This is a genomic window from Devosia sp. WQ 349K1, from assembly GCF_016595685.1.
Classification (GTDB): Bacteria; Pseudomonadota; Alphaproteobacteria; order Rhizobiales; family Devosiaceae; genus Devosia.
Genome location: NZ_JAENGO010000003.1, coordinates 203170 through 226148, shown reverse-complemented (window position 1 = coordinate 226148; position 22979 = coordinate 203170). Strand labels below are relative to the sequence as shown.

At 58.2% G+C, this 22979-nt stretch carries 15 protein-coding genes; 6 read left to right on the top strand and 9 right to left on the bottom strand.

Going from position 1 to position 22979, the window contains the following annotated elements; all coding sequences use genetic code 11:
• Positions 1 to 22 precede the first annotated feature (22 nt).
• Positions 23 to 2893, top strand: coding sequence for a bifunctional [glutamine synthetase] adenylyltransferase/[glutamine synthetase]-adenylyl-L-tyrosine phosphorylase (locus tag JHL21_RS07165; protein ID WP_200212721.1), 2871 nt, complete (start codon positions 23 to 25; stop codon positions 2891 to 2893).
• Here JHL21_RS07165 and JHL21_RS07160 read toward each other — a convergent pair whose 3' ends face one another.
• On the bottom strand, positions 2894 to 4426 hold the full coding sequence (locus JHL21_RS07160) for a HAMP domain-containing sensor histidine kinase (protein WP_200212720.1): 1533 nt from the start codon (positions 4424 to 4426) through the stop codon (positions 2894 to 2896).
• A 283-nt stretch (positions 4427 to 4709) separates the two neighbouring features.
• Positions 4710 to 7346 (bottom strand): aminopeptidase N, encoded by a 2637-nt coding sequence (pepN, locus tag JHL21_RS07155; protein WP_200212719.1) that lies wholly within the window; start codon positions 7344 to 7346, stop codon positions 4710 to 4712.
• 285 nt (positions 7347 to 7631) lie between these two features.
• Here pepN and JHL21_RS07150 point away from each other — a divergent pair, with 285 nt between their 5' ends.
• The gene (locus JHL21_RS07150) at positions 7632 to 9464 is read left to right on the top strand and encodes an ABC transporter ATP-binding protein (protein ID WP_200212717.1); all 1833 of its coding nucleotides are present in this window, start codon (positions 7632 to 7634) and stop codon (positions 9462 to 9464) included.
• A gap of 301 nt (positions 9465 to 9765) precedes the next feature.
• Positions 9766 to 10047, top strand: a complete 282-nt coding sequence (locus JHL21_RS07145) for a type II toxin-antitoxin system RelB/DinJ family antitoxin (RefSeq protein ID WP_200212716.1) — start codon at positions 9766 to 9768, stop codon at positions 10045 to 10047.
• On the opposite strand, the gene JHL21_RS07140 is transcribed toward JHL21_RS07145, so the two are convergent.
• Complete coding sequence (locus tag JHL21_RS07140; protein WP_200212715.1) at positions 10037 to 10333, bottom strand: type II toxin-antitoxin system RelE/ParE family toxin; 297 nt, start codon at positions 10331 to 10333, stop codon at positions 10037 to 10039. The genes JHL21_RS07145 and JHL21_RS07140 overlap by 11 nt on opposite strands.
• 207 nt (positions 10334 to 10540) lie before the next feature.
• Between JHL21_RS07140 and JHL21_RS07135 the strand changes: the two genes are divergently transcribed.
• Both JHL21_RS07135 and JHL21_RS07130 read left to right on the top strand, forming a co-directional pair.
• A complete protein-coding gene (locus tag JHL21_RS07135; RefSeq protein ID WP_200212714.1) occupies positions 10541 to 13060 on the top strand; it encodes a glycoside hydrolase family 2 protein in 2520 nt (839 codons plus the stop codon).
• 175 nt (positions 13061 to 13235) lie between these two features.
• Positions 13236 to 14150: a DMT family transporter gene (locus tag JHL21_RS07130; protein WP_200212713.1), complete on the top strand. Its 915-nt coding sequence runs from the start codon at positions 13236 to 13238 to the stop codon at positions 14148 to 14150.
• 32 nt (positions 14151 to 14182) lie between these two features.
• Here JHL21_RS07130 and JHL21_RS07125 read toward each other — a convergent pair whose 3' ends face one another.
• From JHL21_RS07125 to JHL21_RS07110, 4 genes are all read right to left on the bottom strand, one after another.
• Positions 14183 to 15472 (bottom strand): NAD(P)/FAD-dependent oxidoreductase, encoded by a 1290-nt coding sequence (locus JHL21_RS07125; protein WP_200212711.1) that lies wholly within the window; start codon positions 15470 to 15472, stop codon positions 14183 to 14185.
• Between the two features lie 30 nt (positions 15473 to 15502).
• Complete coding sequence (locus tag JHL21_RS07120) at positions 15503 to 16888, bottom strand: FGGY-family carbohydrate kinase (RefSeq protein ID WP_200212710.1); 1386 nt, start codon at positions 16886 to 16888, stop codon at positions 15503 to 15505.
• A gap of 1464 nt (positions 16889 to 18352) precedes the next feature.
• A complete protein-coding gene (locus tag JHL21_RS07115; protein ID WP_200212709.1) occupies positions 18353 to 18805 on the bottom strand; it encodes an SMI1/KNR4 family protein in 453 nt (150 codons plus the stop codon).
• An 820-nt stretch (positions 18806 to 19625) separates the two neighbouring features.
• The gene (locus JHL21_RS07110) at positions 19626 to 20096 is read right to left on the bottom strand and encodes a hypothetical protein (protein WP_200212708.1); all 471 of its coding nucleotides are present in this window, start codon (positions 20094 to 20096) and stop codon (positions 19626 to 19628) included.
• Positions 20097 to 20343: 247 nt separating this feature from the next.
• On the opposite strand from JHL21_RS07110, the gene dusA reads away from it, so the two are divergent.
• Complete coding sequence (gene dusA, locus JHL21_RS07105) at positions 20344 to 21348, top strand: tRNA dihydrouridine(20/20a) synthase DusA (RefSeq protein WP_200212707.1); 1005 nt, start codon at positions 20344 to 20346, stop codon at positions 21346 to 21348.
• On the opposite strand, the gene JHL21_RS07100 is transcribed toward dusA, so the two are convergent.
• Positions 21345 to 22031, bottom strand: a complete 687-nt coding sequence (locus JHL21_RS07100; protein ID WP_200212705.1) for a TIGR02281 family clan AA aspartic protease — start codon at positions 22029 to 22031, stop codon at positions 21345 to 21347. The two genes, dusA and JHL21_RS07100, sit on opposite strands and share 4 nt — an antisense overlap.
• Positions 22032 to 22097: 66 nt before the next feature.
• Complete coding sequence (locus JHL21_RS07095) at positions 22098 to 22916, bottom strand: adenosylcobinamide-GDP ribazoletransferase (protein ID WP_200212704.1); 819 nt, start codon at positions 22914 to 22916, stop codon at positions 22098 to 22100.
• Between the last annotated feature and the right edge of the window lie 63 nt (positions 22917 to 22979).

The window sequence follows — 22979 nt, the reverse complement described above, 5'->3', positions numbered from 1 at the left end:
CTATGCCTTAAGCATGTCAAATATGCTCTCTCCTCTTCCTGCCGTCGCTCACCCACAGTTCGATGCATTTCTTGCGGAGCTGGAGCATGGTAACGCCTCTGTTTTTTCCGCCAATGCCGAGGCTCTTGGCCCCTTGCTCGAGCAAGCGCCCTATCTTCTCGATCTAGCGCGGAAAAACGCGTCGTGGTTGGCGACCGCTTTGTCGGGAGACGCTGACGCCAGTTTCGTCGCCTTGCTGGCAGACGTGGCAACTGCAGGCCAAACCTCTGACGAGAACGAGCTGATGGTTTCGCTGCGGCGCGCCAAGGGGCAAACCGCTCTGCTCGCCGCTGTTGCCGAGGTGGGAAAACTCTGGACGACTGCACGCTCCACCGAGGCGCTGTCCGACCTTGCTGACGCGGCGCTTGAGGCCGGTCTCGATTTTCTCATGCGACAGGCAGCTGAAAAGGGGCGCCTGACCATCCCCCTCGACGAGGCCTGCGCCGCCAATTCCGGTCTCGCTCTCTTCGCTCTGGGCAAGCATGGCGGCCGCGAGCTCAATTACTCCTCTGATATTGATATCGTCGCGTTTTTTGATCCGCACAAAGCCGTTTTGGCCGATCCGAGCGAAGCGACAAAACTCTATTCCCGCATGGTCCAAAAACTGGTCAGCATCATGCAAGATCAGCAGTTGGGCGGCTATGTCTTCCGCACAGACCTGCGCCTGCGACCTGACCCCGGCTCGACCCCGGTAGCGCTGTCGGTCGATTCCGCCATGGCCTATTACGAAGTGCGTGGCCAGAATTGGGAGCGCGCCGCGTGGATCAAAGCGCGGCCATGCGCTGGTGATAAACAGGTTGGCGACGCTTTTATCAAAGACCTCGCACCCTATATTTGGCGCAAGCACCTCGACTTCGCCACCATTGCCGACATTCAGGCGATGAAGCGCCAGATCAACGTTTCCAAAAAGGTCGGCGACATTCGTGTCGAAGGTCATAACGTCAAGCTCGGCCGCGGCGGCATTCGCGAGATCGAGTTTTTCGCACAAACTCAACAGCTCATCGCCGGTGGTCGCGACAAGTCGCTGCGGGTGCGCCCAACCTCCTATGCGCTGGCCGCTCTGGCTGAGGCGAACTGGATCAGTCCGCGCACCGCCAAAGAGCTGACCGACACCTATTGGTATCTCCGTGCGATCGAAAATCGCCTGCAAATGCTGCGCGACGAGCAGACCCATATTATGCCGGACACACCAGAGGACGTCGCTGTCATCGGCCGCTTGATGGGCGAGCCCGATCTCAAGACGTTTGAAACCAGCTATCGCGCTGCTTTGGAGCGTGTTGCCCGCTATTATGCAGAGCTGTTCACCGAGGGCGAAACTTTGGGTTCGGGCGAGGGAAATCTCGTCTTCACCGGCTCTGACGATGATCCGGGCACCCTCGAAACGCTCACCAATATGGGCTTTGCTGACGCCCACAAGGCCATCGAGACGGTCCGGAAGTGGCATTACGGCTCCTACGCTGCAACGCGCTCCTCGGTTTCCCGCGCCCATCTCACAGAGCTTCTACCTTCTCTCCTTGTCACGCTCGGGCGTGCTGGCAATGCCGACGAAGCGCTGGCGCGGATGGATAACTTCCTGTCGCGCCTACCCGGGGGTGTTCAGCTCTTCGCTCTTCTGCGCAACCACGAGCAATTGCGCACGCTGCTGGTCCAGTTCATGGCCTCTGCGCCCCGCATGGCGGAAGCAGTTATCCATCGCGCCCACGTCGTCGACGGGTTGATTGATCCCGCTTTCGCCAATGACGTCACCCATCGCGACGTTCTGGTGGGCAAGGTCGATGCATTTCTGGCTGACGCGCGTTCCTATGAGGAGCTCATCGACCGCGCCCGCATTATCGGTCAGGAGCAAAAATTCCTAATCGCTGCGGGTCTCCTGTCCGGCACGGTCAGCGCCGCAGGGGCAGGGGAGCAGTTCACGGCCCTTGCCGAAACGCTTCTCCATCGTCTGTTCGAAAAAGTGCAGGACGAGTTCGCCGTGCGCCATGGTCGCATTCCGGGGGCGGATGTCGCCATTCTGGCCTTCGGCAAAATGGCCAGCCGCGAAATGACCTACGCGTCAGATCTCGATTTCTTCCTGCTCTATGACGCGCCCGAAATCGAGAGCGATGGCGAGCGCCCGCTGTCCGCATCCCATTACTTTGCTCGCCTCACCCAGCGCTTGGTTTCGGCTGTGTCCGCGCCCACAAGCGAAGGCGTGCTTTACGAAGCCGATATGCGCCTGCGTCCTTCCGGCAATGCCGGGCCGCTTGCCTCGTCGCTGGCGGGCTTTAAGGCCTATCACAAGGACAATGCTTGGACTTGGGAACATCTGGCGCTGAGCCGGGCGCGCGTCGTTTCTGCCTCAGGCGAGCTCAAGAAGCGTCTCCACACCGAAATGGATGAAATCATGGCGCGGCCGCGCGATGTTCAAAAGACCATCGACGATGTGGTGACCATGCGCGAGCTGATGGCCCGCGAGCGCAAGCCGCGCCACGCCTTCGACCTGAAACTCGCCAATGGCGGCCTGGTGGACCTCGAATTCATCGCGCAGTCCGCTCAGCTCGTCGCCTTCAACCAGATCGCCTTGCCGGGCGCACAAACAGGGCGGGTTCTCGCTCGTCTCGGCGAGATCGGTCTTGTCCCAGAGGGGGCGCGTCTGGCCGAAATTCTGTCGGTCTATGCAACGATCCTGCAGGTAATGAGCTCTGCGCTCATGTCGCCCTTCCAAGAGGAAGCGTGGTCGCCAGCGTTTAAAGACCTCTTGGCGCAGCTCGTGCATTACCCAAGCTTTGCCATGCTGGAGACAGATATTGCTGACATGCAGGGAGAAGTCGCTGCCGCTGCCGCCGCTTGGTACGAGCGCGCTAAAGCGCTCTAGCTAAGCGGCGAGTTGTGCCGCTGCCGCGTCGAGCGGCAGCGAAATCGCGACGGTCGTACCCAGCGATGGGCTCGAGTCTATCGCGATATGGCCGCCAGAGAGTTCGGCAATGGCGCGGGCGATGGAAATGCCCAAGCCTGGCCCGCTGGTGCGGGTGAAGGTGGCGTCGCCCATTGCAAAAGGCTGGCTGAGCGTTGAAAGCCGCTCTTCGCTCATGCCAATACCGGTGTCGCTGATCTCGATGACAACGCCATCGTCTGCGGCAAACGTCGCCAATGTGATCTGCCCGCCAGCCTTGGTGAAGCGAACAGCATTGTCCATGATATTGCCGAGCATACGGGTGAGACCCAGTCGGTCGCCGCGCAGAACAGCGCCCGTATGCGGGCCAACGATAAAGTGGATGCCCGCACGCTGCGTCTGCGGCTTGAACCGCGCCACAACGGACTGCACAACTTCGTCGAGCAGCACCGGATCATGCCGCAGCGCTTTTTGTCCGCCCTCAAGCTCTGCCAGATCAAGAATAGCGGCGAAGGAGTTCAGCAGGATTTCGCCTGAATTCTTTATCGTGCGGGAATATTCGACGTAACGCTCGTCCCCGAGCGGTCCGGAAATCTGCATCTGCATCAAATCGGCAAAACCGATGATGTGATTGAGCGGGGTGCGAATGTCGTGGCTGAGATGCGCGAGGAAATTGGTCTTCGCCCGGCTCGCCGCTTCCGCCTTGAGCTTTTCCTCGTGATATTTGCGCGCCAGCAGGCGTTGTTCATGCCGGATAGTTTCCAACATGGCTTCGGTGCGCTTGCGTTCGGTAATGTCGCTGACAAGCGTCATAAACCCACCATCGTCGAGCGGACGTTCGTCAATCAGCAAGCAGGTACCATCGCCTCGGTAGAGTTCCAGCAGGCGACCGTTGTCATCGTCACTGACGGTGTTCATATGCCCGCCATCAATCAACGCGTTGACGGCCTCTTTGTAGCGCAGCTGGCCCGAAGTGTGGTCGAGGTGGGCGCGATACTCGGCGTTGCAAACGATCATCTCGCCAGTGCCAGTCCAGCAGGCAAGTCCCATTGGAATTGCCGAGCATAGGCTCTCGTAGCTGCCCACTGGCGCTTCGATCTCAGAAACCTCTTCGTCGCGGCGTCGGCGCGTTGCGAAAAAGCTCGCAAGCCCGGCAAGGCCAAGCGCTATCGCGCCGTGGCCAACAATCTCTGTAATCACCGCTGTGTCCGGAGTTGCGGTCAGCGCATCGGGCGGCGGCGATGCTGTCATCATGCTCGCATTGGCGACGCTGGCGATAAGATCGGGCGCTGGAGCGGCAAGCTCAGCGGCAACCAATGCGCCGATGGCATCAATATCGTCAGTACCGTTGGTCAGCAGCGTGTTTGCGTCATAGGCGATGAAAAGAGCTGCAGCAGCAAAAGCGGTCAATGCAACCGAGCGATTGCCAAAGCGGGCAGTACGCTTATCCTTCGCTTTGAGTTGGCCAGCGCGGAATCCAAGCGCGCCGGCGCCGGATACCTCCGACGACCGCATAAAATTCTCCATCTACTGAAACGGGTTAAGCCCCGACAAGGACAGCCCTTAACAAGGTATGAATCATGTACCCTGTGATTGTCCAGCCTCGTTTGAATGCAATTTTTGCGGCAGCGGAAAAACGAGAGTCGATTGAATCACTTAGCGGTGAAGAAAAATTGTTCTCCACAGATCGCCCTGCGGAACACCCCGCGAACGTTCGCTGCCAGTGTTGTACTAATTCAGGAAAAACGAGGCGGCACACCCGTGGGTGCGCCGCCAAATTCGGTGTTTTGTAAATATATTAGCCTGCCAGAATACGGTCGAGGATCTCGCTAACGTTTCGGCTGAGGTTCGGCTGCGCGCGCAGGCTTTCCAACGCAGAACGACCAAGGTCCTGTCGGCGGGCTTCCAAGTTTGGCAAAATCCGGAACCCCGTCAGAATGCGGCTGGCCACCTGCGGGTTGATCTTGTCCATTTCCGCAACTGTGTCCGTCACAACGCGGAATCCGCTGCCGTCGAGGCGCGTAAACTGCACCAGATTGCTCATCGCAAAGCTGGCGACTAGCGACCGCACACGGTTCGGATTGGTTTTTGGGAACTCTGGATCGGTCATAATGGCCTTGATCCGTTCCACCACACCATCGTCGCTCGACATCGCCGTGGCCATCAACCACTTGTCGAGAACCAGCGGGTCTGCCGTAAAGCGGGTCCGGAAATCCCCAAGGATCGCCTGCGCATCGGCAGTGTTATAGGCCGAAGCATAGCTCAACGCTGCATAGCGGTCGGTCATATTGGCGGCGCTATCATATTGCGCCTTGGCCAAAGCTGCGCCCCGATCCGAACCGCCCACCAGTAACACCAGCAACTGATTGCGCAGCGACCGTCGACCAGCAGGTTTTGCATCGGGCGAATAGGGCGCGTCAGATGCCAGCGCGTGATAGTGCTTTTCGAGCGTATCAGCGATTGGCGCGATGAGTTCGCGGAGCAGCGAGTTGCGCACGTCCCGGACAACTTCGGGGTTCACGCCCTTGCCGATGGCGCGAAGAATGCCGCCAGTGCCCGGGATTTCCAGCGCTTGCGCCTTAAACGCATCGTCAAGATTGCCGTTTTCCAGCGTATCAACCAATGCTGCACCAAGCTTGCTGATGGCGCTTTCTGTCCAAGCCTTGCCCGCGACCGCGTCGACCATCAGTTTCGTGGTGGCCGTTTGCACAGCATCCCAGCGGTTAAATGGGTCACTGTCGTGCTGCGCCAAGAATAGCAAATCGTCCTGGCAGAGATTGCTCTCAACCTTCACTGGCGCCGAGAAGCCACGGAACAGCGAGGGCACTGGCTTATTGGCAACGCCCGTGAACGTCAGTGTCATCTCACCCTTGTCGAGAACGATGAGATCGTCCTCAACCACCCCGCCAGAAACCGCGGTCCAAGTCATCTCGCTGCCATTCGGACCCAGAAGCCCGAAACGCACCGGAATAACGCGGTCCTGTTTGGTCGGCTGACCGGGAGTTGGCTCGATAGTCTGGCTCAGCGTCAGCGTATAAGTCTGGCTCGCGCCATCATAGCTATCGGAAACCGAAACCTTCGGCGTCCCTGCTTCATGATACCAAATCGCAAACTGGCTAAGGTCGCGCCCCGAGGCATCCTCGAACACCTTGAGGAATGCTTCGATGGTGGTGGCTTCTCCATCATGACGCTCGAAGTAAAGGTCCGAGGCCTTGCGGAAACCCTCTTCACCGAGCAGCGTCGCGAGCATCCGCACCACTTCCGCGCCCTTTTCGTAGACGGTGGTGGTGTAGAAGTTGTTGATCTCGCGGAAGCTGTCCGGACGTGGCGGATGCGCCAGCGGACCGGCATCTTCCGGGAATTGCGAGGCGCGCAAATTCTGCACATCGTGGATGCGCTGCACCGGGCGGCTCCGCTCGTCGCTGGTGAATTCCTGATCGCGATAGACGGTGAAACCTTCCTTCAGACACAGCTGGAACCAGTCGCGGCAGGTGATGCGATTGCCGGTCCAATTGTGGAAGTACTCATGCGCAATCACCCGCTCAATGCCGTGGTAATTGCCATCTGTCGCGGTTTCCGGCTTCGCGAAAACGAGGCGGTCGTTGAAGATATTGAGACCCTTGTTCTCCATCGCGCCGAAGTTGAAATCGGAAACGGCAACAATGTTGAAAATGTCGAGATCATACTCACGACCAAAGCGTGTCTCATCCCAAGCCATGGAGCGCTTGAGGCTGTCCATGGCGTAGTCGCATTCGCCTTCCTTGCCATGCGCGCAGTAAATGCCGAGCTCGACCTTGCGACCGCTCATGGTCGTGAAGCTGTCGTGGATCGACCCAAGATCACCCGCGACAAGCGCGAACAAATACGCCGGCTTAGGGAACGGGTCCTGCCAGACGGCAAAATGCATATTGTCGCCCGCAATCCCCTTATCGATGAGGTTCCCGTTCGACAGCAAGACCGGTGCGACCGAGAGCGGTGCCGTGATCCGCACCTTGAACGGCGCGAGAATATCGGGGCGGTCGTAGTAATAGGTGATGCGGCGGAAGCCTTCTGGCTCACATTGGGTGCACCAAGTGCCGCTGGAGCGATACAGACCCATTAGCTTTGTGTTCTCAGCGGGCTTGAGGCTGGTCTCAACTTCCAGCACGAAGCGGCGGTTTGGCGGCTCGACGACCGTCAGCTTATTCGGTTCCGCCAGATAGGCTGAAAGCGCCAAAGGCGCGCCATCGATGGCGATGGATTTCAGCACCAGCTCGTCGCCATCCAACACCAGCGAAGTACCTGGCTCGGTGCCGTCGCGCGGTTCAATGGTGAGTTGCGAGCGGACGCGCGTATTCTCCTCGGTGATATAGAAATCGAGGTCTACTGACACGATCCGGTACGGGGTCGCTGCATAGTCCTTGAGATAAATCGTGTGATCACTATCGGTGCGCATGCAATGTCCAAAGACTTGAAGTTTCGGGTGACGTAGGGCGCGCAATCTGCGCTGCCGACTCCGCCTTAGAGTGTATCTTAAGCGGCACTTTAGCGTGTCGCCCAGTCGTCGGCGTCAAATAAGTCGGGAATAGGGTAAAGCATCACATCTTATCCCGACGTGCTAATCTGGAAGACACACGTCTGTTCTTGCTGTAATCCGCAGCCAAGAATTCGGCTCCATGCGCTCCAGAAGTTTTGAAAACTCTACGGCGCGACATGCGCCAGCCATTATACGAGAGTGAAGATGTTCCGTTGGTTTGAAAGCCGCATCGACGCCTATCCGCACAACGATCCCGTCGAACCGCCAAAAACCCTGTTGGGCTTTTGCCTGCATTACAGTCACGGCGCCAAAAAGTGGCTTGCTGCCATGACAGTGATGGGAGCCGGGGTGGCGATCCTTGAGATTTCCCTCTTCGGCTTCATGGGCTCCATCGTTGATTGGCTCGGCACTGCCGACCGCGCAACCTTCCTTGCAAGCGAGGGCTGGAAGCTGGCCGGCATGGCCGTGCTTCTGCTCATCGTCATTCCTGTTTTGCAGTTCGCCGATACGCTGGTGATCCACCAGACCCTGCTCGGCAACTTCCCTCAGCGTATCCGCTGGATGGCGCACCGCTATCTCATTCGCCAGTCGATGAGCTATTTCCAGGACGAGTTCGCGGGTCGCATCGGCGCAAAACTGATGCAGACCTCGCTCGCCGTGCGCGAAGTGGTGATGAAGGTCCTAGACGTCACGGTCTATGTGGCCGTCTACTTCACCGGCGCAATCGTGTTGGCGTTTATGAGCGACCCTTGGCTCGCGGTGCCCTTCATCGTTTGGCTGGTGCTCTACATTCTGCTGTTGCGCCATTTCATTCCGCGCCTCGGCAAAGTATCCGAGCTACAGGCAGACGCGCGCTCGGTCATGACCGGTCGTATCGTCGATAGCTACACCAACATTGCCACCGTTAAGCTCTTCTCGCACTCCAAGCGCGAAGAGAGCTACGCCCGCGAAAGCATGGATGGTTTCCTCGATACCGTCCATTCCCAGATGCGCCTTGTCACTCTGCTCACCACCACGATTACGGTGATGAACTGCGTGTTGTTGTTCTCGGTCTTTGCCGTCGGCATTGGCCAGTGGCTCAACGGCAATATGACCCCCGGTGCCATTGCCGTTGCCGCCGCTTTGGTTCTGCGTTTCCAGGGCATGAGCCAGTGGATCATGTGGGAAATGTCAGCGCTGTTCGAAAACATCGGCGTGGTGCGCGATGGCATTTCCTCCATTTCGCTACCGCGTGTGGTTGCTGACAAGCCGAGCGCAAAGCCTATTGGCCGTGTGACCGGCGACATCAAATTTGAAAACGTTTCCTTCCACTACGGCAAGGATAAGGGCGTTATCGAAGGTCTCGATCTGCACATTCAGCCGGGCGAAAAAATCGGCCTCGTTGGCCGCTCCGGTGCGGGCAAATCGACCATCGTCAACCTGCTCCTGCGCTTTTACGACCGTCAATCGGGCCGCATCCTTATCGACGGGCAGGATATCGCTGAAATCACGCAGGATAGCCTACGCGCCAATATCGGCGTTGTGACCCAAGACACTTCGCTGCTGCATCGCTCCGTACGCGATAACATCCTCTATGGTCGCCCCGATGCGTCCGAAGAGATGATGCGCGCCGCTGCCGAAAAGGCGGAGGCCATCGGCTTCATTCCCGGCCTGACCGACGCGAAAGGGCGCACGGGCTTTGACGCTCATGTGGGCGAGCGTGGGGTAAAGCTCTCTGGCGGGCAACGTCAGCGCATAGCCATCGCCCGCGTGCTCCTCAAGAACGCGCCGATCCTTGTCCTCGACGAAGCCACCTCCGCTCTCGACAGCGAAGTGGAAGCAGCAATTCAGGAACAGTTGGTCTCGCTGATGGACGGCAAAACCGTCATCGCCATCGCTCATCGTCTCTCGACCATCGCGATGATGGATCGCCTGATTGTTCTCGACAAGGGGCAGATCGTTGAGCAGGGGCCACACAGCGTCCTCGTCAACTCCGGCGGCATCTACGCCCAACTCTGGTCCCGCCAATCCGGCGGCTTCTTGGACCCCGACGTTTAAGACCCGCCAGGCACCACTTTACCTCTCCCCCACGGGGAGAGGTCGAAAGCAGGTCGGTAAGGGGCCTTCCCAGCGCAAAGCTCTCCACTCCATCGTCTCCCTCCCCCTTGCGGAGAGGGCCGGGGTGGGGGGATTTCTTGCCTCCCATTCGCCCTTGCGTTGGGTTCCCAACACCCCCGCACGTCATCCTCGGGTCAAGCCCGCGGGTGAAGAACTGAGACTGAGACCAGTTCTCACGTTGCATGGCTGAGGCTCAAACACTCGACCTTGACTGTATCTCTTTTGAGATACACACTCCGGCATGGCCGCAAAAACCAGCATGCTCCACGTTCGTGTCGATGATAACCTCAAAGCCCAGGCTTCTGAGGCATTGGCCAATGTCGGCCTCACCGTTTCCGATGCCGTTCGCATTCTCCTCACTCGTGTCGCGCACGAAGGTACTCTGCCACCGGGTTTGATTGCGGACCAAGCCGCTTACGATGAGTGGTTCAGCGCAAAAGTTCAGCAGGCGCTAGCAAGCGACGCCCCCACTCAGTCACGTGGTCAGGCCGTAGCCGCCTTCCGCTCTCGTCTCAAGTCCTAGGCCACTGCTGCATAGAGTGTAGCACGCGTAGAACATGAACCCGTCCCGCCTCATGCCGATAGACTGCTATATAGTTGGGCGTCCGCACGAGTTCTCTGGTCCCAGTTACGCGGCCGACGCGTCCTCGGTTGGGCATAATTGCAAGTTGACCGACCCTTTGTTCTATCAAATCAACGAGTGCTTCCGCTGCTCGTGGATTGTCGTCAGCGATGAACTCGACGATGGCTAAAGCGTCGTCAGTGGCGAGCGATGACCACTGGACCTCTATCACCGGTGTTTCTGCCATCGCCCCACCTCAAAAATCATTCACGCATCACAAGCGATCTGAGCATGTGGCGCTATCGGCAAATTTCCTTCCCACGTCCTCGCGCCTTGCCAAAATCCTTCCATACAAAATCCTCTCGCCCCCCTAGACGCCACCATTCCCTCCGCTACAAATAAGGTGATCGAAATCGATTGCACTGGCCCTTTTGCCAGTTGAGGAGGACTTGTCATGGCCGTTCCGGCGTATAACGCCGCCCTGTCTTTGGGCGGTGACTTTTCGTTGCGCGCTATCTCGCGCGACATTGCGACCACCATCGCTCTGCCGGGCGACGTGCATACCGCGCTATTGAATGCCGATTTGATCCCCGATCCCTATTGGGGCGAGAACGAAAAGCAGGTGCTTTGGGTCGGTGAAACCGCTTGGACCATGGATCGCGTCTTCTCCGCGACAGAGGCCGACATTGATGGCTATCTGACCCTGACGCTTTCAGAGGTCGATTGTATCGCCACGATCTTCCTCAACGGCGAAGAGATTGCCCGCACGGACAACACCTTCATCCGCTACGACATCGACGTGACCGGCAAAGTACGGCTTGGCGACAACACTCTGCGCCTTGAGTTCGCCGTTGCCGAAGACATCGCCAACGCCCGCGCCGCAGCGCACCCATTCCCCATTCCCTTCACCAAAAACTACCAGACCAATGGGCTGAAGGGCATTCCGATGAACTTCATCCGTAAGCCCGCATGCCACGCGGGTTGGGATTGGGGCATCTGCACCATGCCGGTTGGCGTCTATGGCACCATGAGCCTGCGCAAATCGCGCCTCGCTCGGCAGGAAAGCGTGCAGGTCGATCAGGTTCACGGCAAAACCACCGTTGAGCTCTCGATCAAAACCATCGTTCACGCTTTCGCTCATGGCGAGGTTGAAGTCGCCCACACCATCGGTGGTCATCAGATCCTTGATCGTGTTGCGGTCCAAAAGGGCGAGAACGTCCTCACCCACAATGTCACGATCCACGATCCAAAACTGTGGTGGCCAGCAGGGCAGGGCGAACAGCATCTTTATGAGCTCGTCACCGACCTTGAAGGTGAAGTCACCACCCGCAAGATTGGCCTGCGCGATCTCCAATGGGTGATCGAAAAGGACGAGATCGACCACACCTTCAAGTGCCGTATCAATGGTCGCGATATCACTATGATGGGCGCCAATTGGATTCCTGCTGATGCGATCCCTTCGCGCATCACGCCAGAAGTTGTTGGAGATCTCCTCGCCAGCGCCAAAGCCGCCAATATGAACATGCTGCGCATTTGGGGCGGTGGGCAGTTCGAGCCCGATTGGTTCTACGACAAATGCGATGAGCTCGGCATTCTCATCTGGCACGACTTCATGTTCGCCTGCATGAGCTATCCGTCCAACCGTGAGTTCCTGGCGTCCATCGAAACGGAAGTCACCCAGCAGGTCCGCCGCCTGTCGCACCACGCTTGCATCGCCCTCTGGTGCGGCGATAACGAGGTCATTGGCTCGCTCGATTGGTATCCCGAAACCAAGAAGGACAAAGAGCGCTACATAGCCAATTATGACCGCGTAAATTCGCTCCTCCATCGCATCGTCGAAGACGAAGACCCAATCCGTCGGTTCTGGCCGTCCTCCCCTTCGCTGGGCTATATGGACTTCTCCGATGGCTGGCATTCCGACACGCGCGGTGACCTCCACTATTGGGACGTTTGGCACTCCGCCAAAAGCTTTGAAGCCTACCGCACGGTCAATCCGCGCTTTGCCTCCGAATTCGGCTTCCAGAGCTTCACCTCAATGAATGTCATCGAGACCTTCTCTGAGGAAAAGGATCGCAATCCATCGTCGCCCGTCATGGAAAACCACCAGCGCAATGCGGGCGGCAATGCGCGCATTCTCGAAACCATGACGCGCTACTTCCGCTTCCCGCGCGATTTCACCCAGATGGTGTTCCTGTCGCAAATCCAGCAGGGTCTCGCGATCAAGACGGCCATTGAATATTGGCGTTCCACCAAGCCGCGCTGCATGGGCACGCTCTACTGGCAAATCAACGATCTCTGGCCGGTCGCGTCTTGGTCGTCCCTCGATTACGGCGGTCAGTGGAAGCTGATGCACTATATGGCGCGCCGCTTCTTCCTGCCGATCAATGTTGTCGCCGTGCCTCAGCACACCGAAGTGCGCACCAATACGCGTGGCATTCCCGTTGAAGGCCAGCTGCCGAGTGAAATCGTCCTCAAGGCAATCAATGACACAGGCCACGCCGCAACGATCGCGCTCGAAGTCCTCGCGGTTCGCGTTTCCGGCGGACAGCGGCAGCTGTGGTCGGGCAATGCCGCTGTCGGTCCCGATGCGGCCATTGCTGTAACCGAAATCGCCACGAGCACCCTTGCTGAGGACGAGTTCCTCTATTTCATCTGGAAAGACGCCGACGGCACTATTCTGGGCGAAAACGACTTCTTCCTCAAACCTTACAAGGCTTTTGAACTGCCCCAGGCGGTCGTCTCGTCCAAGTGGAGCGAGGCAAATGGTCAGCCGGTCCTTACCCTTGAGGCGGACGCCCCCGCATTCTTTGTCACGGCGTCGACCAATGTTCCGGGCTATTTCTCCGACAATGCGGTCACACTTCTGCCGGGTCGTCCTGTGTCGCTCACCTTCACATCACGCCGCGGCGCGGAGGTTAGCGTTGCAACGCTGTCAGAGGGTTTGACGGTTCAGCACCTCGCTGAAACCTTCTAAACCGGGAACGCTCTAAGCTTCCATACAAGATTGTGAGCCGCACCTATTGACTTGGGTGCGGCTTTCTTCAACCCTACCGATGCGGCGCATAAGACCCCCGCCGCGGAGTACCACCCTTGTTCATAGAATTTTCGTCCACGCCCACTCTGGGCGGGCCGTCGTTTGAGTTTCGCTAATGGCTTTTCCTGTTTTGCCGGTCGAGAACCGCGTCAACACCGCCATTGGCTTCCTGATGCTGTCCCAAGTTGTGCTACTGGTGCTCGATATATCGGCCAAATGGCTGGCGCTCTCGGGCATGCCGACCACCGAAATCGTCTTCGTGCGCTATGGCATGCACTTCATTTTGCTCATGCTGCTCTTCCTGCCGGTGCAGGGCAAAAACCTGTTCCGCTCGGGCAATATCAAGCTTGAGCTTGTGCGCGGCTTTTGCCTGTTTAGCACCACCTCGCTCAACTTCTGGGCGATGAGCTATCTGCCCCTCACCGTCACCAGCGCCATTGCCTTCACGGCGCCGCTCATGGTCTGCGCTCTGTCCGGTCCCATGCTGGGCGAAAAGGTGGGCTGGCGTCGCTGGATGGCCATCGGCATTGGCTTTATCGGCACGCTGATCATAGTTCGCCCCGGCTCTGAGGCTTTCCACCCCGCGGCATTCATCAGCCTTGGCTGCGCGGTCTTCCTCGCACTCTTCACCATTTTCACCCGCAAGCTCGCGGGGGTAGATGCCGCTCTGACACAGCAGTTTTACGCCAGCATTGTGCCGATCACGCTTTTGGCCCCAGTGGCGCTCACAGGCTGGGTCTGGCCACAAAGCTCGATCTCTTGGGTTGCTTTCTTCGTTATGGGTGCCGCCGGGCTCTTCGGGCACATCTTAAACTCCACGGCCCTCCGATACGCGGGCGCGTCCATCCTCGCGCCCTTCACCTATGTCAGCCTCGTCTATCTCTCGATTGCCAGCTGGTTGATTTTCAACGAGCCGCCGGATGCTTGGTTTATCCTCGGCGCTTCGATCATCATTGGTTCGGGTATTTATATCTGGCTGCGCGAGCGCAAAGTGGCGCGACAAGCCGCTGCCGTGCCCCTCGTCGACTAAAACAAAAGGGCCAGCGAAAGCTGGCCCTAATTTTATTTCTCGGTGACTTCTTCGAGCGGCTTTTTGGTTTCTGCCGCGCCGTGAACAATAAGCCGGTTCGAGCGCTGCCCGGTGAAATGGGTCCACAGCCAGCTGATAGTCACGAAGATGCGCGTCTTGATTTCAACGAGGAAATAGACGTGCGCAATGCACCATAGCCACCACGCCACCCAGCCGGTGAACACCACCTTGCCGAAGTCGGTCACTGCCGAGCGCTTGCCGATCGTCGCCAGATCGCCCGCGTGCTTATAGTTGAACGGCACATGCCGCCTATCGCCCACGAGGCGACGGTTGATAACGCCTGCCACATAGGCGCCCATCTGCTTGGCAGCAGGAGCCACACCCGGCACAGGCTTGCCGTTGAAAGTCGTGCTTGCCACGTCGCCGATGACGAAAACATTGTCCATGCCCGGCACGCGCAGATCATCGCCAACCTGCACGCGGCCTGCGCGGTCGCCTTCAATGCCCAGCCACTTGGCAGCCGGCGACGCCGACACACCCGCGGCCCAGATAACAGTGCGCGTCGGCAGGTATTTCACGCCATAGCGCACGCCTTCATCGTCGATATGCACCACAGCCGAGCCAAGTTCCACTTCTACGCCCAGCTTATTGAGCGCGCTCAGCGTATAATCCGACAATGCCGGACGGAAGTTGCCCAACACCTTGCCCGCGGCTTCGATCAACACCACGCGCAGCTCTTCAGGCTTAATGTGGGTGAACTGGTTCTTGAGCGAAATCCGGCCCAATTCGATAATCGCGCCTGCCAGTTCCACACCCGTCGGACCCGCGCCGATCACAGCGAAGGTTAGCAGCGCCTTGCGCTTTTCTGGGTCGTTCTCGCGCTCTGCGGCTTCAAAAGCCAGCAGCAGCTTGCGGCGAATAGCGGTCGCGTCTTCGAGCGTCTTCAGGCCCGGCGCGTATTTTTCCCACTCGTCATGGCCGAAATAGGCGTGCTGCGCACCCGTCGCCAAAATCAGGCTGTCATAGGCTTCGCGCGTACCGTCCTCGAGCACAACTTCGCGCGCCCCGGTATCGATGCCGGTCACTGTCGCCATCAACACATGCGCATTCTCTTGGCTGCGCAAAATGTGGCGGATCGGCCAAGCGATTTCCGAAGGGCTCAGCGCGGCGGTCGCGACTTGATAGAGCAGGGGCTGAAACAAGTGGTGGTTGCGACGGTCGATCACCACCACTTCGGCGTCAGCGGACTTCAAGGCCTTCGCCGCAGCCATTCCGCCGAACCCGGCGCCCACAATTACGACGCGGTGTTTACGGCTCGTCATGGCTAGTCCTTGTATAGTGCGTCTTAGACGCTAGAGATTCTTGGTCTTTTTCTCCCAACCTTCGCTGTAATTTTTGAACCCTTGTACGACAAGCGGCGGAAATGCCGCAGGGAGGGGGGCTTGAGGGAGATCTTCACAACATAATACCGCGGCCCCGAAACTGGTTCCTGTGCTGTCCTGCGAGGCGTGGACCGGCCTCTCGGTCAGCGCCGTCAAAGCCCGGCAATACAAGGCGTTCCGCGCCAGCGGCCCCTCCACAATAATCGCCTCGCCGACCCCGCAAAGTCCCAAGGCTGCGCGGGTCAAATGCGCGAGGTACAGTGTCGCAGCAGCCGTGCGCTGCCCCTCTGTCAGCACCGACTTGTCCACAGACCATTCGCCTCGCCTCTGCCCGTAGGGGCCCACGCCGGCGACAAAACTCGGATAGGCCTGCACCTGCTGCTCGATCACGAAAGCAATGTCCGCCGCGCTCGGCTCGGCATAGTTCGGCACCAAGAGATCGAACTCGCGCCCCCCCATAAACCGCGCCGTCGGTACAGGACGCCCCAGCGCGTCGACATTGGCCAGACTGTCGCGTTCCTTGTCGAGCGCTGCAGTGCTGCCCCCAAGGGTCATGCAAATGGTCCAGGTGCCGCTGGATATGACAGTAACCGGATTCTGAAACCGGGTGAGATAGGGCACCAGCGACGCGTTTGAATCGTGAATGCCCGAGCAAACCGGCGTGTCTGCGGGCAGCCCGGTCTCAACTGCCACCCGTGCCGTAATATGCCCCAAAACCGCAGCAGCCGGTTTGACGGGCGGAAACAGCGCGCGCCACCCTTGCTGCACCACCACTTCCGAAAAATCCCCCGTATTGGGGTTCCACAGATCGGTATGGCATCCCAATGAGGTCGCCTCGCTGGCGCGCTTTCCGGTCAGCCGCCAAGCCCAATATTGCGGATAGGTCAGGATCGCCGTTACCCGCGCAAACTTGTCCGGGAAACTCTGCGCCTGCCAGAAAATCTGCGCCCCAAGGTTGAGCCCATTGGGCAAGCGCGGCGACAGTGTTTCTTCAAACTCCCCTCGCGCCAGCGCATAGGCTTGCGCACAAGTCTCGGGCAGGGGGCTTTCATAGTCGAGCACCGGCAGGGCCAATTCATCCCCCGCCACCAGTGCCGCCGTTGCGCCATGCGTGGTGATGGAAATCGCCCCCACCCCATACTCCGCCTCAAACGCCCGCAACCCGTCGAGAATAAACTTCCAGAGCCGCTCTGTGTCATGAGCGAGAATAGTGGTCCCACCCACGTCCAATTCGATGGACCGATTGGGTGTCGAGCGCGTATCGATAAGCTGTCCATTGCCCCCCAGCAAAACCAGTTTCGCATTGGTTTTGCCAATATCGATGACAGCAATATTGCGATTAGACGAAGCGGTCATCGGCCCTCCCCAGCACAACGAACCACACGAAACTAAATGATTTTTTGGGCGGGGGCTACGCTGGAATGGTAGGGATTTTTGGCTGTTCTACGCGTGCCTAGGGATCGTCCCATGCGGCAACCACCACGAGCCGTCACCCTCGTGCCAGACCCGAGGGCTCTTCACTTTCCAATTCTCACACGGACGCAGGCCAGCGAAACCTGCCCCGCTCCCACAGGGGTATTTTCTGAAACAGCCCATGCTCACGGTGCAGTTTTGGTGCGAATAGCCTCAATACGGCCTAGTCCTCGTCATCGCCAGCTGGTGTTTTAACGTACAGAATAAACGCGAAGACAAATGTTGCAAGAAGGATCGACGCATCACCGTGCGACGGGAAAATTATGATCCCTTTGAATTCCACAAAGCCGAACGCCACTCGAATGACTGCGGCGGTTAGTGCCCAAGTGATCATGAGATTTCTGAATCGCTTGGGTGGTGGGTCAAGCATATAAGACATGGAAAAACTAAACTGGGCGATTCATTGCATTATTGGCAAGCTATGGAGTGGAAATCGTCTCGTCTATTGTGGTTCTGATTTCTGCTTAACGCAGTCAGTTTTAATAAAGTTTACAAAAGAGCCGTCATTGGTTTTAGGTTATAGTGTTCAGTATTGGTAATGAAATTTGCTATCGAGCTGTCGAGAAATCTTGTTTCCGAATTATTAGTACAACTCTATTTCTATTGTGGAAGGTAGTGAATTGTCGCGACTTGGACATGGTCGATCATCGTACGGGCTTTATCAACTAATCGGCACTGTGTTCGTGTTAGCCGTCTTTTCCTTCGCTCGGCCGGGAACATATCCGAATAAAGGGCCGTCTCTTTACGAGCGGTTTCGGAGTGGTGCCGCCAACGATGTGGATATCCTCATCAGTCTTGGGATGATCATCGCCATCGCCTATTCAGTCGCCGTTCTGATTAGCGATGTCAGGAGCACTGGGCGCTGGTGGTAACCTGACCTTGCCTTCAAACCAGCCCTCGTCGTCCCCCTCGGGCCTGACCCGATGGCGCTACACTTCAAGCCAACACTTTCCACCCCGTATCCCCGCGAAAGCGGGGGCCTCCGTTACTGACGCTCCGAACTCTCCACCCCGTCATTGCCGGGCCCGTCCCGGCAATCCAGTCGGAACCGCCATCGCACAGGATCCCCGGGACAAGCCCGAGGATGACGCTGATTGAAACACCTCATCTCCCCAAACTCTCCGCCTCAGCAAGTACAGCCCCTCGGCTCAAGGCCGAGGGTGACGGTGAGAGTGTGTGGCCAATGTCGCGGTCAACAAAGGCGTCCGCAGCCCTTGCCCATCAAACTTCACCCTTCCGAGCGCTTCGCTGAGCTACGATGTCGCCGTCGCTCCTCCAACGACGGTGATCTTGAACCTCGGTGCGAGCCAGGCCGATTATCGTTTCGAGCGATGTGAGCTTGATGGGCTAGTTGGCCGCCGAGAATTTCAATAAAAAGTCGACGAAGGAAGGCGCGTACCACTCGCGCTCTTTTCCGACTATGCGGATGACCTCATATTCCCGGTCGTCGCCAACACTGGTGCTGTCCAATACAAATATTTCGCCAAACCCCGTTACGCAAATGGCAACATCGACCTCTCCGATACGGCCGTCGCTTCTAAGCTTTTTAGTCTGATAGACGATGTCCCCACCAACCCCTTGATCAAATGGTATCCCATAAATGGAGAAGATCTCGTCGCCATGGATTTCGCCGCCGCCATGTCTAGCCAGGAACTCTAGGTAGCTTGGCGGGAACGCGTGACCGAGCGCAACTTCGGCACTCTCAATCCAATCCCTTGAGGGGGCAGTGTCAGGGGTTCCCAGATTAAACGTTTGATCCTGCCCCATTTTCATGAGTGCCGAAAATTGCTCAAACTTCATTCCAAATTCCAGTTGAGAGGTCCTTATCGCCAGTATGTGCCATGTCGACGATCGAACGTAGGCTTATCTGGCGCCGGTGATGCAAATTCACGGGCTGACCATCTGGAGCAAATGTGGAGCGCCCGCTCGGCAAACGCTCTACGTTTGGTCTGGTCTCCACTGCCTTTCGTCCCCCACGAAGACTTTGGGTTCTGGTCTATGCGATCGTTTCAGTGATCAGGATATACCCCTCATTGCGCTCGGCACCCTTGGGTGCGTGCGTCACCTTCCCGCCAATCGTCACACAACGCCAGCCGTCACCCTCGGGCTTGACCGGATGGCGCTACACTTTAGGCCTGCACTTTTCACCCCGTACCCCCGCGAAAGCGGGGGCCTCCGTTACTGACGCACCGCACCCTCAACGCCGTCATTGCCGGGCCCGTCCCGGCAATCCAGTCTGAACCACGATTGCACTGGATCCCTGGGACAAGCCCGAGGATAACGCCGAGTGGAGCCCACCACTCACCAAGCTCTCGTATCAGCAAGCACAGCCCCTCGGCTCAAGGCCTAGGATGACGGCGAGAGTGTGTGGCAAATGTCGTGATCAACAAAGGCGTCCGCAGCCCTTGCCCATCAAACTTCACCCTTCCGAGCGCTTCGCTCCAGCCACTAGCATCCCCCGCGACCAGCCGTCACTCTCGGCCCTGAGGCAAGGGCTCTTCACTTGGCGCGACCGTCGCAAGACCATTGAAAGCACCAAACCTTCCCTTCTCACATTGCGGTCATTTGAGCCGCGTCATCACTCCTCCCAAAGCAGACACCTAAGCATGTGCTCACATCTTTAGCATCGCCTGCGATACATCTCGCTTCGGTCGGGTGGCGGCGGCTCATCAAGCAATATGTCCATGCACTCCTTTGCTTGTGACGCCGGTGCGTATCCATCGCGCATAAAGGTGCCGACGTAGTCCCAATGGTCCGACGGTTTGGCCCGCTCCAGCCTGAGTGGTGCCTGTAAAACTTTCCATGCACCTGCGAAGTCGATGATTCCCAGCTTTCCATCTTCCGTTCGGTATAGATTGGTCCGCAAATCTGGTCCCCACTCAGTGAGTAGGCTTACTTCGACAAGCGCTCCTTGCCGATCGACCAGCTTAAGGATTCGGGAGCCTCCACTTCGGCCAACCGTGACGGTCAATTCATCGGGCTCATATTCTGCGCTGCTTTCCCAATAACCAAAATCAAGCGTGCAGAAGGAGACGACTCCGAGCAAAACTAGGGCAAGCAAGATTAATCGAACGACATTGTTCAAATTCAATCTACCGCCCTTATGTATGCGTTAACTTAGCCGTCATTCTGCATATAAGCCGTCAGTCCGCAAACCACACCCGTTTCCGTCGATCCCACGCGGCGCATTCGGGGGCGATACCCGTCCGCTGTGAAGTTGCGGACAGCCCTATCGCCCCCACATCTCTTTGAGTGGCCCTATCGCCCTCTCCATGGTACAGACGGCAAAAGTTTAGTGCCGTGCCACGATCCCTCGACGTGGTGCAGATAGAATACGCATGGACATTCAGACCCTAAAACGCTCCCGACGGTTCTCCGTCGCCCCTATGCTCGATTGGACCGACCGGCACTGCCGCGTGCTCCATCGGCTGCTGACGCACCATTCCCTGCTGTTCACCGAAATGGTGACAACGGGTGCGGTGGTGCATGGCGATGCGGAGCGTCACCTGCGGTTTGATCCGGTCGAACAGCCCGTCGCTTTGCAATTGGGCGGGTCCGACCCTGTCGATCTCGCCACAGCGTGCAAAATCGCCGAAACTTTTGGCTATAACGAGATCAATCTCAATGTCGGTTGCCCGTCAGATCGCGTCCAGTCCGGCCGCTTTGGCGCCTGCCTCATGGCCGAGCCTGATCTCGTGGCTGACTGTGTGAAGGCCATGCGCGACGCAACCTCGCTCCCCGTCACCGTCAAATGCCGCATCGGTATTGATGATCAGGACATTGAAGAGAGCTTGGATCGCTTCGCCGACAAAATGGTCGAAGCCGAAGTGGACGCGCTTTATGTCCACGCGCGCAAGGCGTGGCTGAAGGGCCTGTCGCCCAAAGAAAACCGCACCATTCCGCCGCTCGAATATGCCCGCGTTTATCGCCTAAAGCAGCGCCTGCCGCATGTGCAGATGCTGATCAATGGCGGCATCGAAACCTTTGAGCAGATCGATGAGCATATGCAGCATATGGATGGGGTGATGGTGGGCCGCGCGGCCTATCACAATCCCATGCTGATGGCCGAGGTGGATGCGCGTCTCTTCGACGACACCCGCGCCGTGCCCGATTTCACGCAAATCATGTCTGCTATGGCCGATTATGCCGAAGGCGAATTGGCTAAGGGCACGCGGCTGAACAATATCGCCCGCCACATGCTGGGCCTCGCTAATGGCCATCCCGGCGCGCGTCAGTTCCGGCAAATCATGAGTGTCGATGCCTGCAAGGCAGGCGCGGGACCGGAAGTGTTTGCGCGCGCAGTGGCCGTGGTCGAAGACCGCGCTGTTGAAGAAATGACCTAATCGGCGATTTCGAGCGAATTCTGCGTCACCGAATAGCGGCTGAGCGTTTCTAGGAAAGTCATGCCTAAAAGGCTGGTTTCCAACACGCCTTCGCGCGTCACCAGCGCCGTGATATTGCGCCGCTCAATACCGCCAACGCTGATCGAGCTTAGCCGCACCCGTGCGGCGAGGCCTTGCCCATTGGCGGTGGAGACCGGCACGATATAGCGCAAATCCTCGGTATTAATCCCCGCCGCTTCCGCATCCGGTACGGTCAGCACCACAGTCGATGCGCCCGTGTCGAACACCATTGGGGTTTCGTGGCCGTTCACGTTCGTGCGCACTTCAAAGTGCCCGTTCATGCCACGGCGGAACGTCGCCGTGCCGCCTTGCGCATCGACAAGCGCCACGCCGGGCTGGAGTTCGCCCGCGACGCGCTGGGCGACATTAAAAATCTCATCGCGATAGGTGTAGGTGACGATGACAATGGCGAAAATCCCGACCCAGCCAATCACCCCGCCGACCAGTTCAGCCGCTCGGAACCGGCGGGCAGACATGCCACCCGCCACTATGATCAAAATAATTACCAGCGGCACCAGCTGGGCCGTCTGCATTTGGCTCAGGCCGATCAGCGTGCCTGCATCGGCGCTGATCAACAGCGCAATGCCAACCGCGATCACCAGGGCTAGGCCAATAAACAGCATTCTCGTTTCGCTCCGCACCGTCGCACGCAGTCCATTTAGGCGCGCACTGCCGACATTTTAAAGGCGTTAAATGAAGAGAAGTAAAAGAGTGATCCCGACGATCTCACCCAGCGCGCCCGCTGCGCCCAAAAGGTCGCCCGTTTGTCCCTTCACGAGCCGCATGCACCATTTGGTCCAGCCAAAGCTCAGGAGCCCGATGCCTGCCATCGCGACCAGAGTGCCAATCGGGCCCACATAAAATCCGCAGCCGATGCAGAACAGAATTGTCGTCAGCGCTATGCCAATCCAGAAGTCGCGCGCGGAGAGAACGCCGGCTGTGGCCGCGACGCCGTCAGAACGCGCTGGAGGCAGGGCATGTGCCATCCAAAGCCCCGCCACGCGCCCATAAGTGCTGGCACAAAGCCACAAAATGGCCCCCATAATCGCGGTCTGTTCAGCCATTGCGGTGAGGGCGGTGACACGCAAAACCAGAAACAGACACAGCGCCGCCACCCCATAAGTGCCGTGCCGACTGTCCTTAAAAATCTCCAGCCGCCGCTCCGGCGTATAGCCGCCAAACAGCCCATCGGCCGCATCGGCGATAGCGTCTTCCATCATCCCGCCGCCGACAATGATCATCGCCGCAACCGCCAAGGTCGCCGCAAAAGCGGTCGGCAGACCCGCGCTAACCCCAAGCACTAAAACAGCAATTGGGAATATGCCGATGATGATGGAGGCGAAGGGCAGGGCCCGCGCGATCCGCCCTAAGTCGGGAACTTCATGCAGCGAAGACCCGGTCGGTAGCCGCGAAAAGAATCGCAGCGTCATCACAATATCCGCCCAAAACCGGGTGAGGGCATTGCTCTTAGCGTGCGTTTCGCCCGGTTCTTTCGGCAAATCGGTCAATTGCATTCAGCTCCGATATGGGCAACAAGACCCGCGCTTCTCTAACATATTGCGCCGGACCTA

What these genes read in the sequence shown, in the direction of transcription:
- JHL21_RS07165 (WP_200212721.1), top strand. Translation starts at nt 23, where the DNA reads ATGCTCTCTCCTCTTCCTGCCGTCGCTCACCCACAGTTCGATGCATTT.
- JHL21_RS07160 (WP_200212720.1), bottom strand. Translation starts at nt 4,426, where the DNA reads ATGCGGTCGTCGGAGGTATCCGGCGCCGGCGCGCTTGGATTCCGCGCT.
- pepN (WP_200212719.1), bottom strand. Translation starts at nt 7,346, where the DNA reads ATGCGCACCGATAGTGATCACACGATTTATCTCAAGGACTATGCAGCG.
- JHL21_RS07150 (WP_200212717.1), top strand. Translation starts at nt 7,632, where the DNA reads ATGTTCCGTTGGTTTGAAAGCCGCATCGACGCCTATCCGCACAACGAT.
- JHL21_RS07145 (WP_200212716.1), top strand. Translation starts at nt 9,766, where the DNA reads ATGGCCGCAAAAACCAGCATGCTCCACGTTCGTGTCGATGATAACCTC.
- JHL21_RS07140 (WP_200212715.1), bottom strand. Translation starts at nt 10,333, where the DNA reads ATGGCAGAAACACCGGTGATAGAGGTCCAGTGGTCATCGCTCGCCACT.
- JHL21_RS07135 (WP_200212714.1), top strand. Translation starts at nt 10,541, where the DNA reads ATGGCCGTTCCGGCGTATAACGCCGCCCTGTCTTTGGGCGGTGACTTT.
- JHL21_RS07130 (WP_200212713.1), top strand. Translation starts at nt 13,236, where the DNA reads ATGGCTTTTCCTGTTTTGCCGGTCGAGAACCGCGTCAACACCGCCATT.
- JHL21_RS07125 (WP_200212711.1), bottom strand. Translation starts at nt 15,472, where the DNA reads ATGACGAGCCGTAAACACCGCGTCGTAATTGTGGGCGCCGGGTTCGGC.
- JHL21_RS07120 (WP_200212710.1), bottom strand. Translation starts at nt 16,888, where the DNA reads ATGACCGCTTCGTCTAATCGCAATATTGCTGTCATCGATATTGGCAAA.
- JHL21_RS07115 (WP_200212709.1), bottom strand. Translation starts at nt 18,805, where the DNA reads ATGAAGTTTGAGCAATTTTCGGCACTCATGAAAATGGGGCAGGATCAA.
- dusA (WP_200212707.1), top strand. Translation starts at nt 20,344, where the DNA reads ATGGACATTCAGACCCTAAAACGCTCCCGACGGTTCTCCGTCGCCCCT.
- JHL21_RS07100 (WP_200212705.1), bottom strand. Translation starts at nt 22,031, where the DNA reads ATGCTGTTTATTGGCCTAGCCCTGGTGATCGCGGTTGGCATTGCGCTG.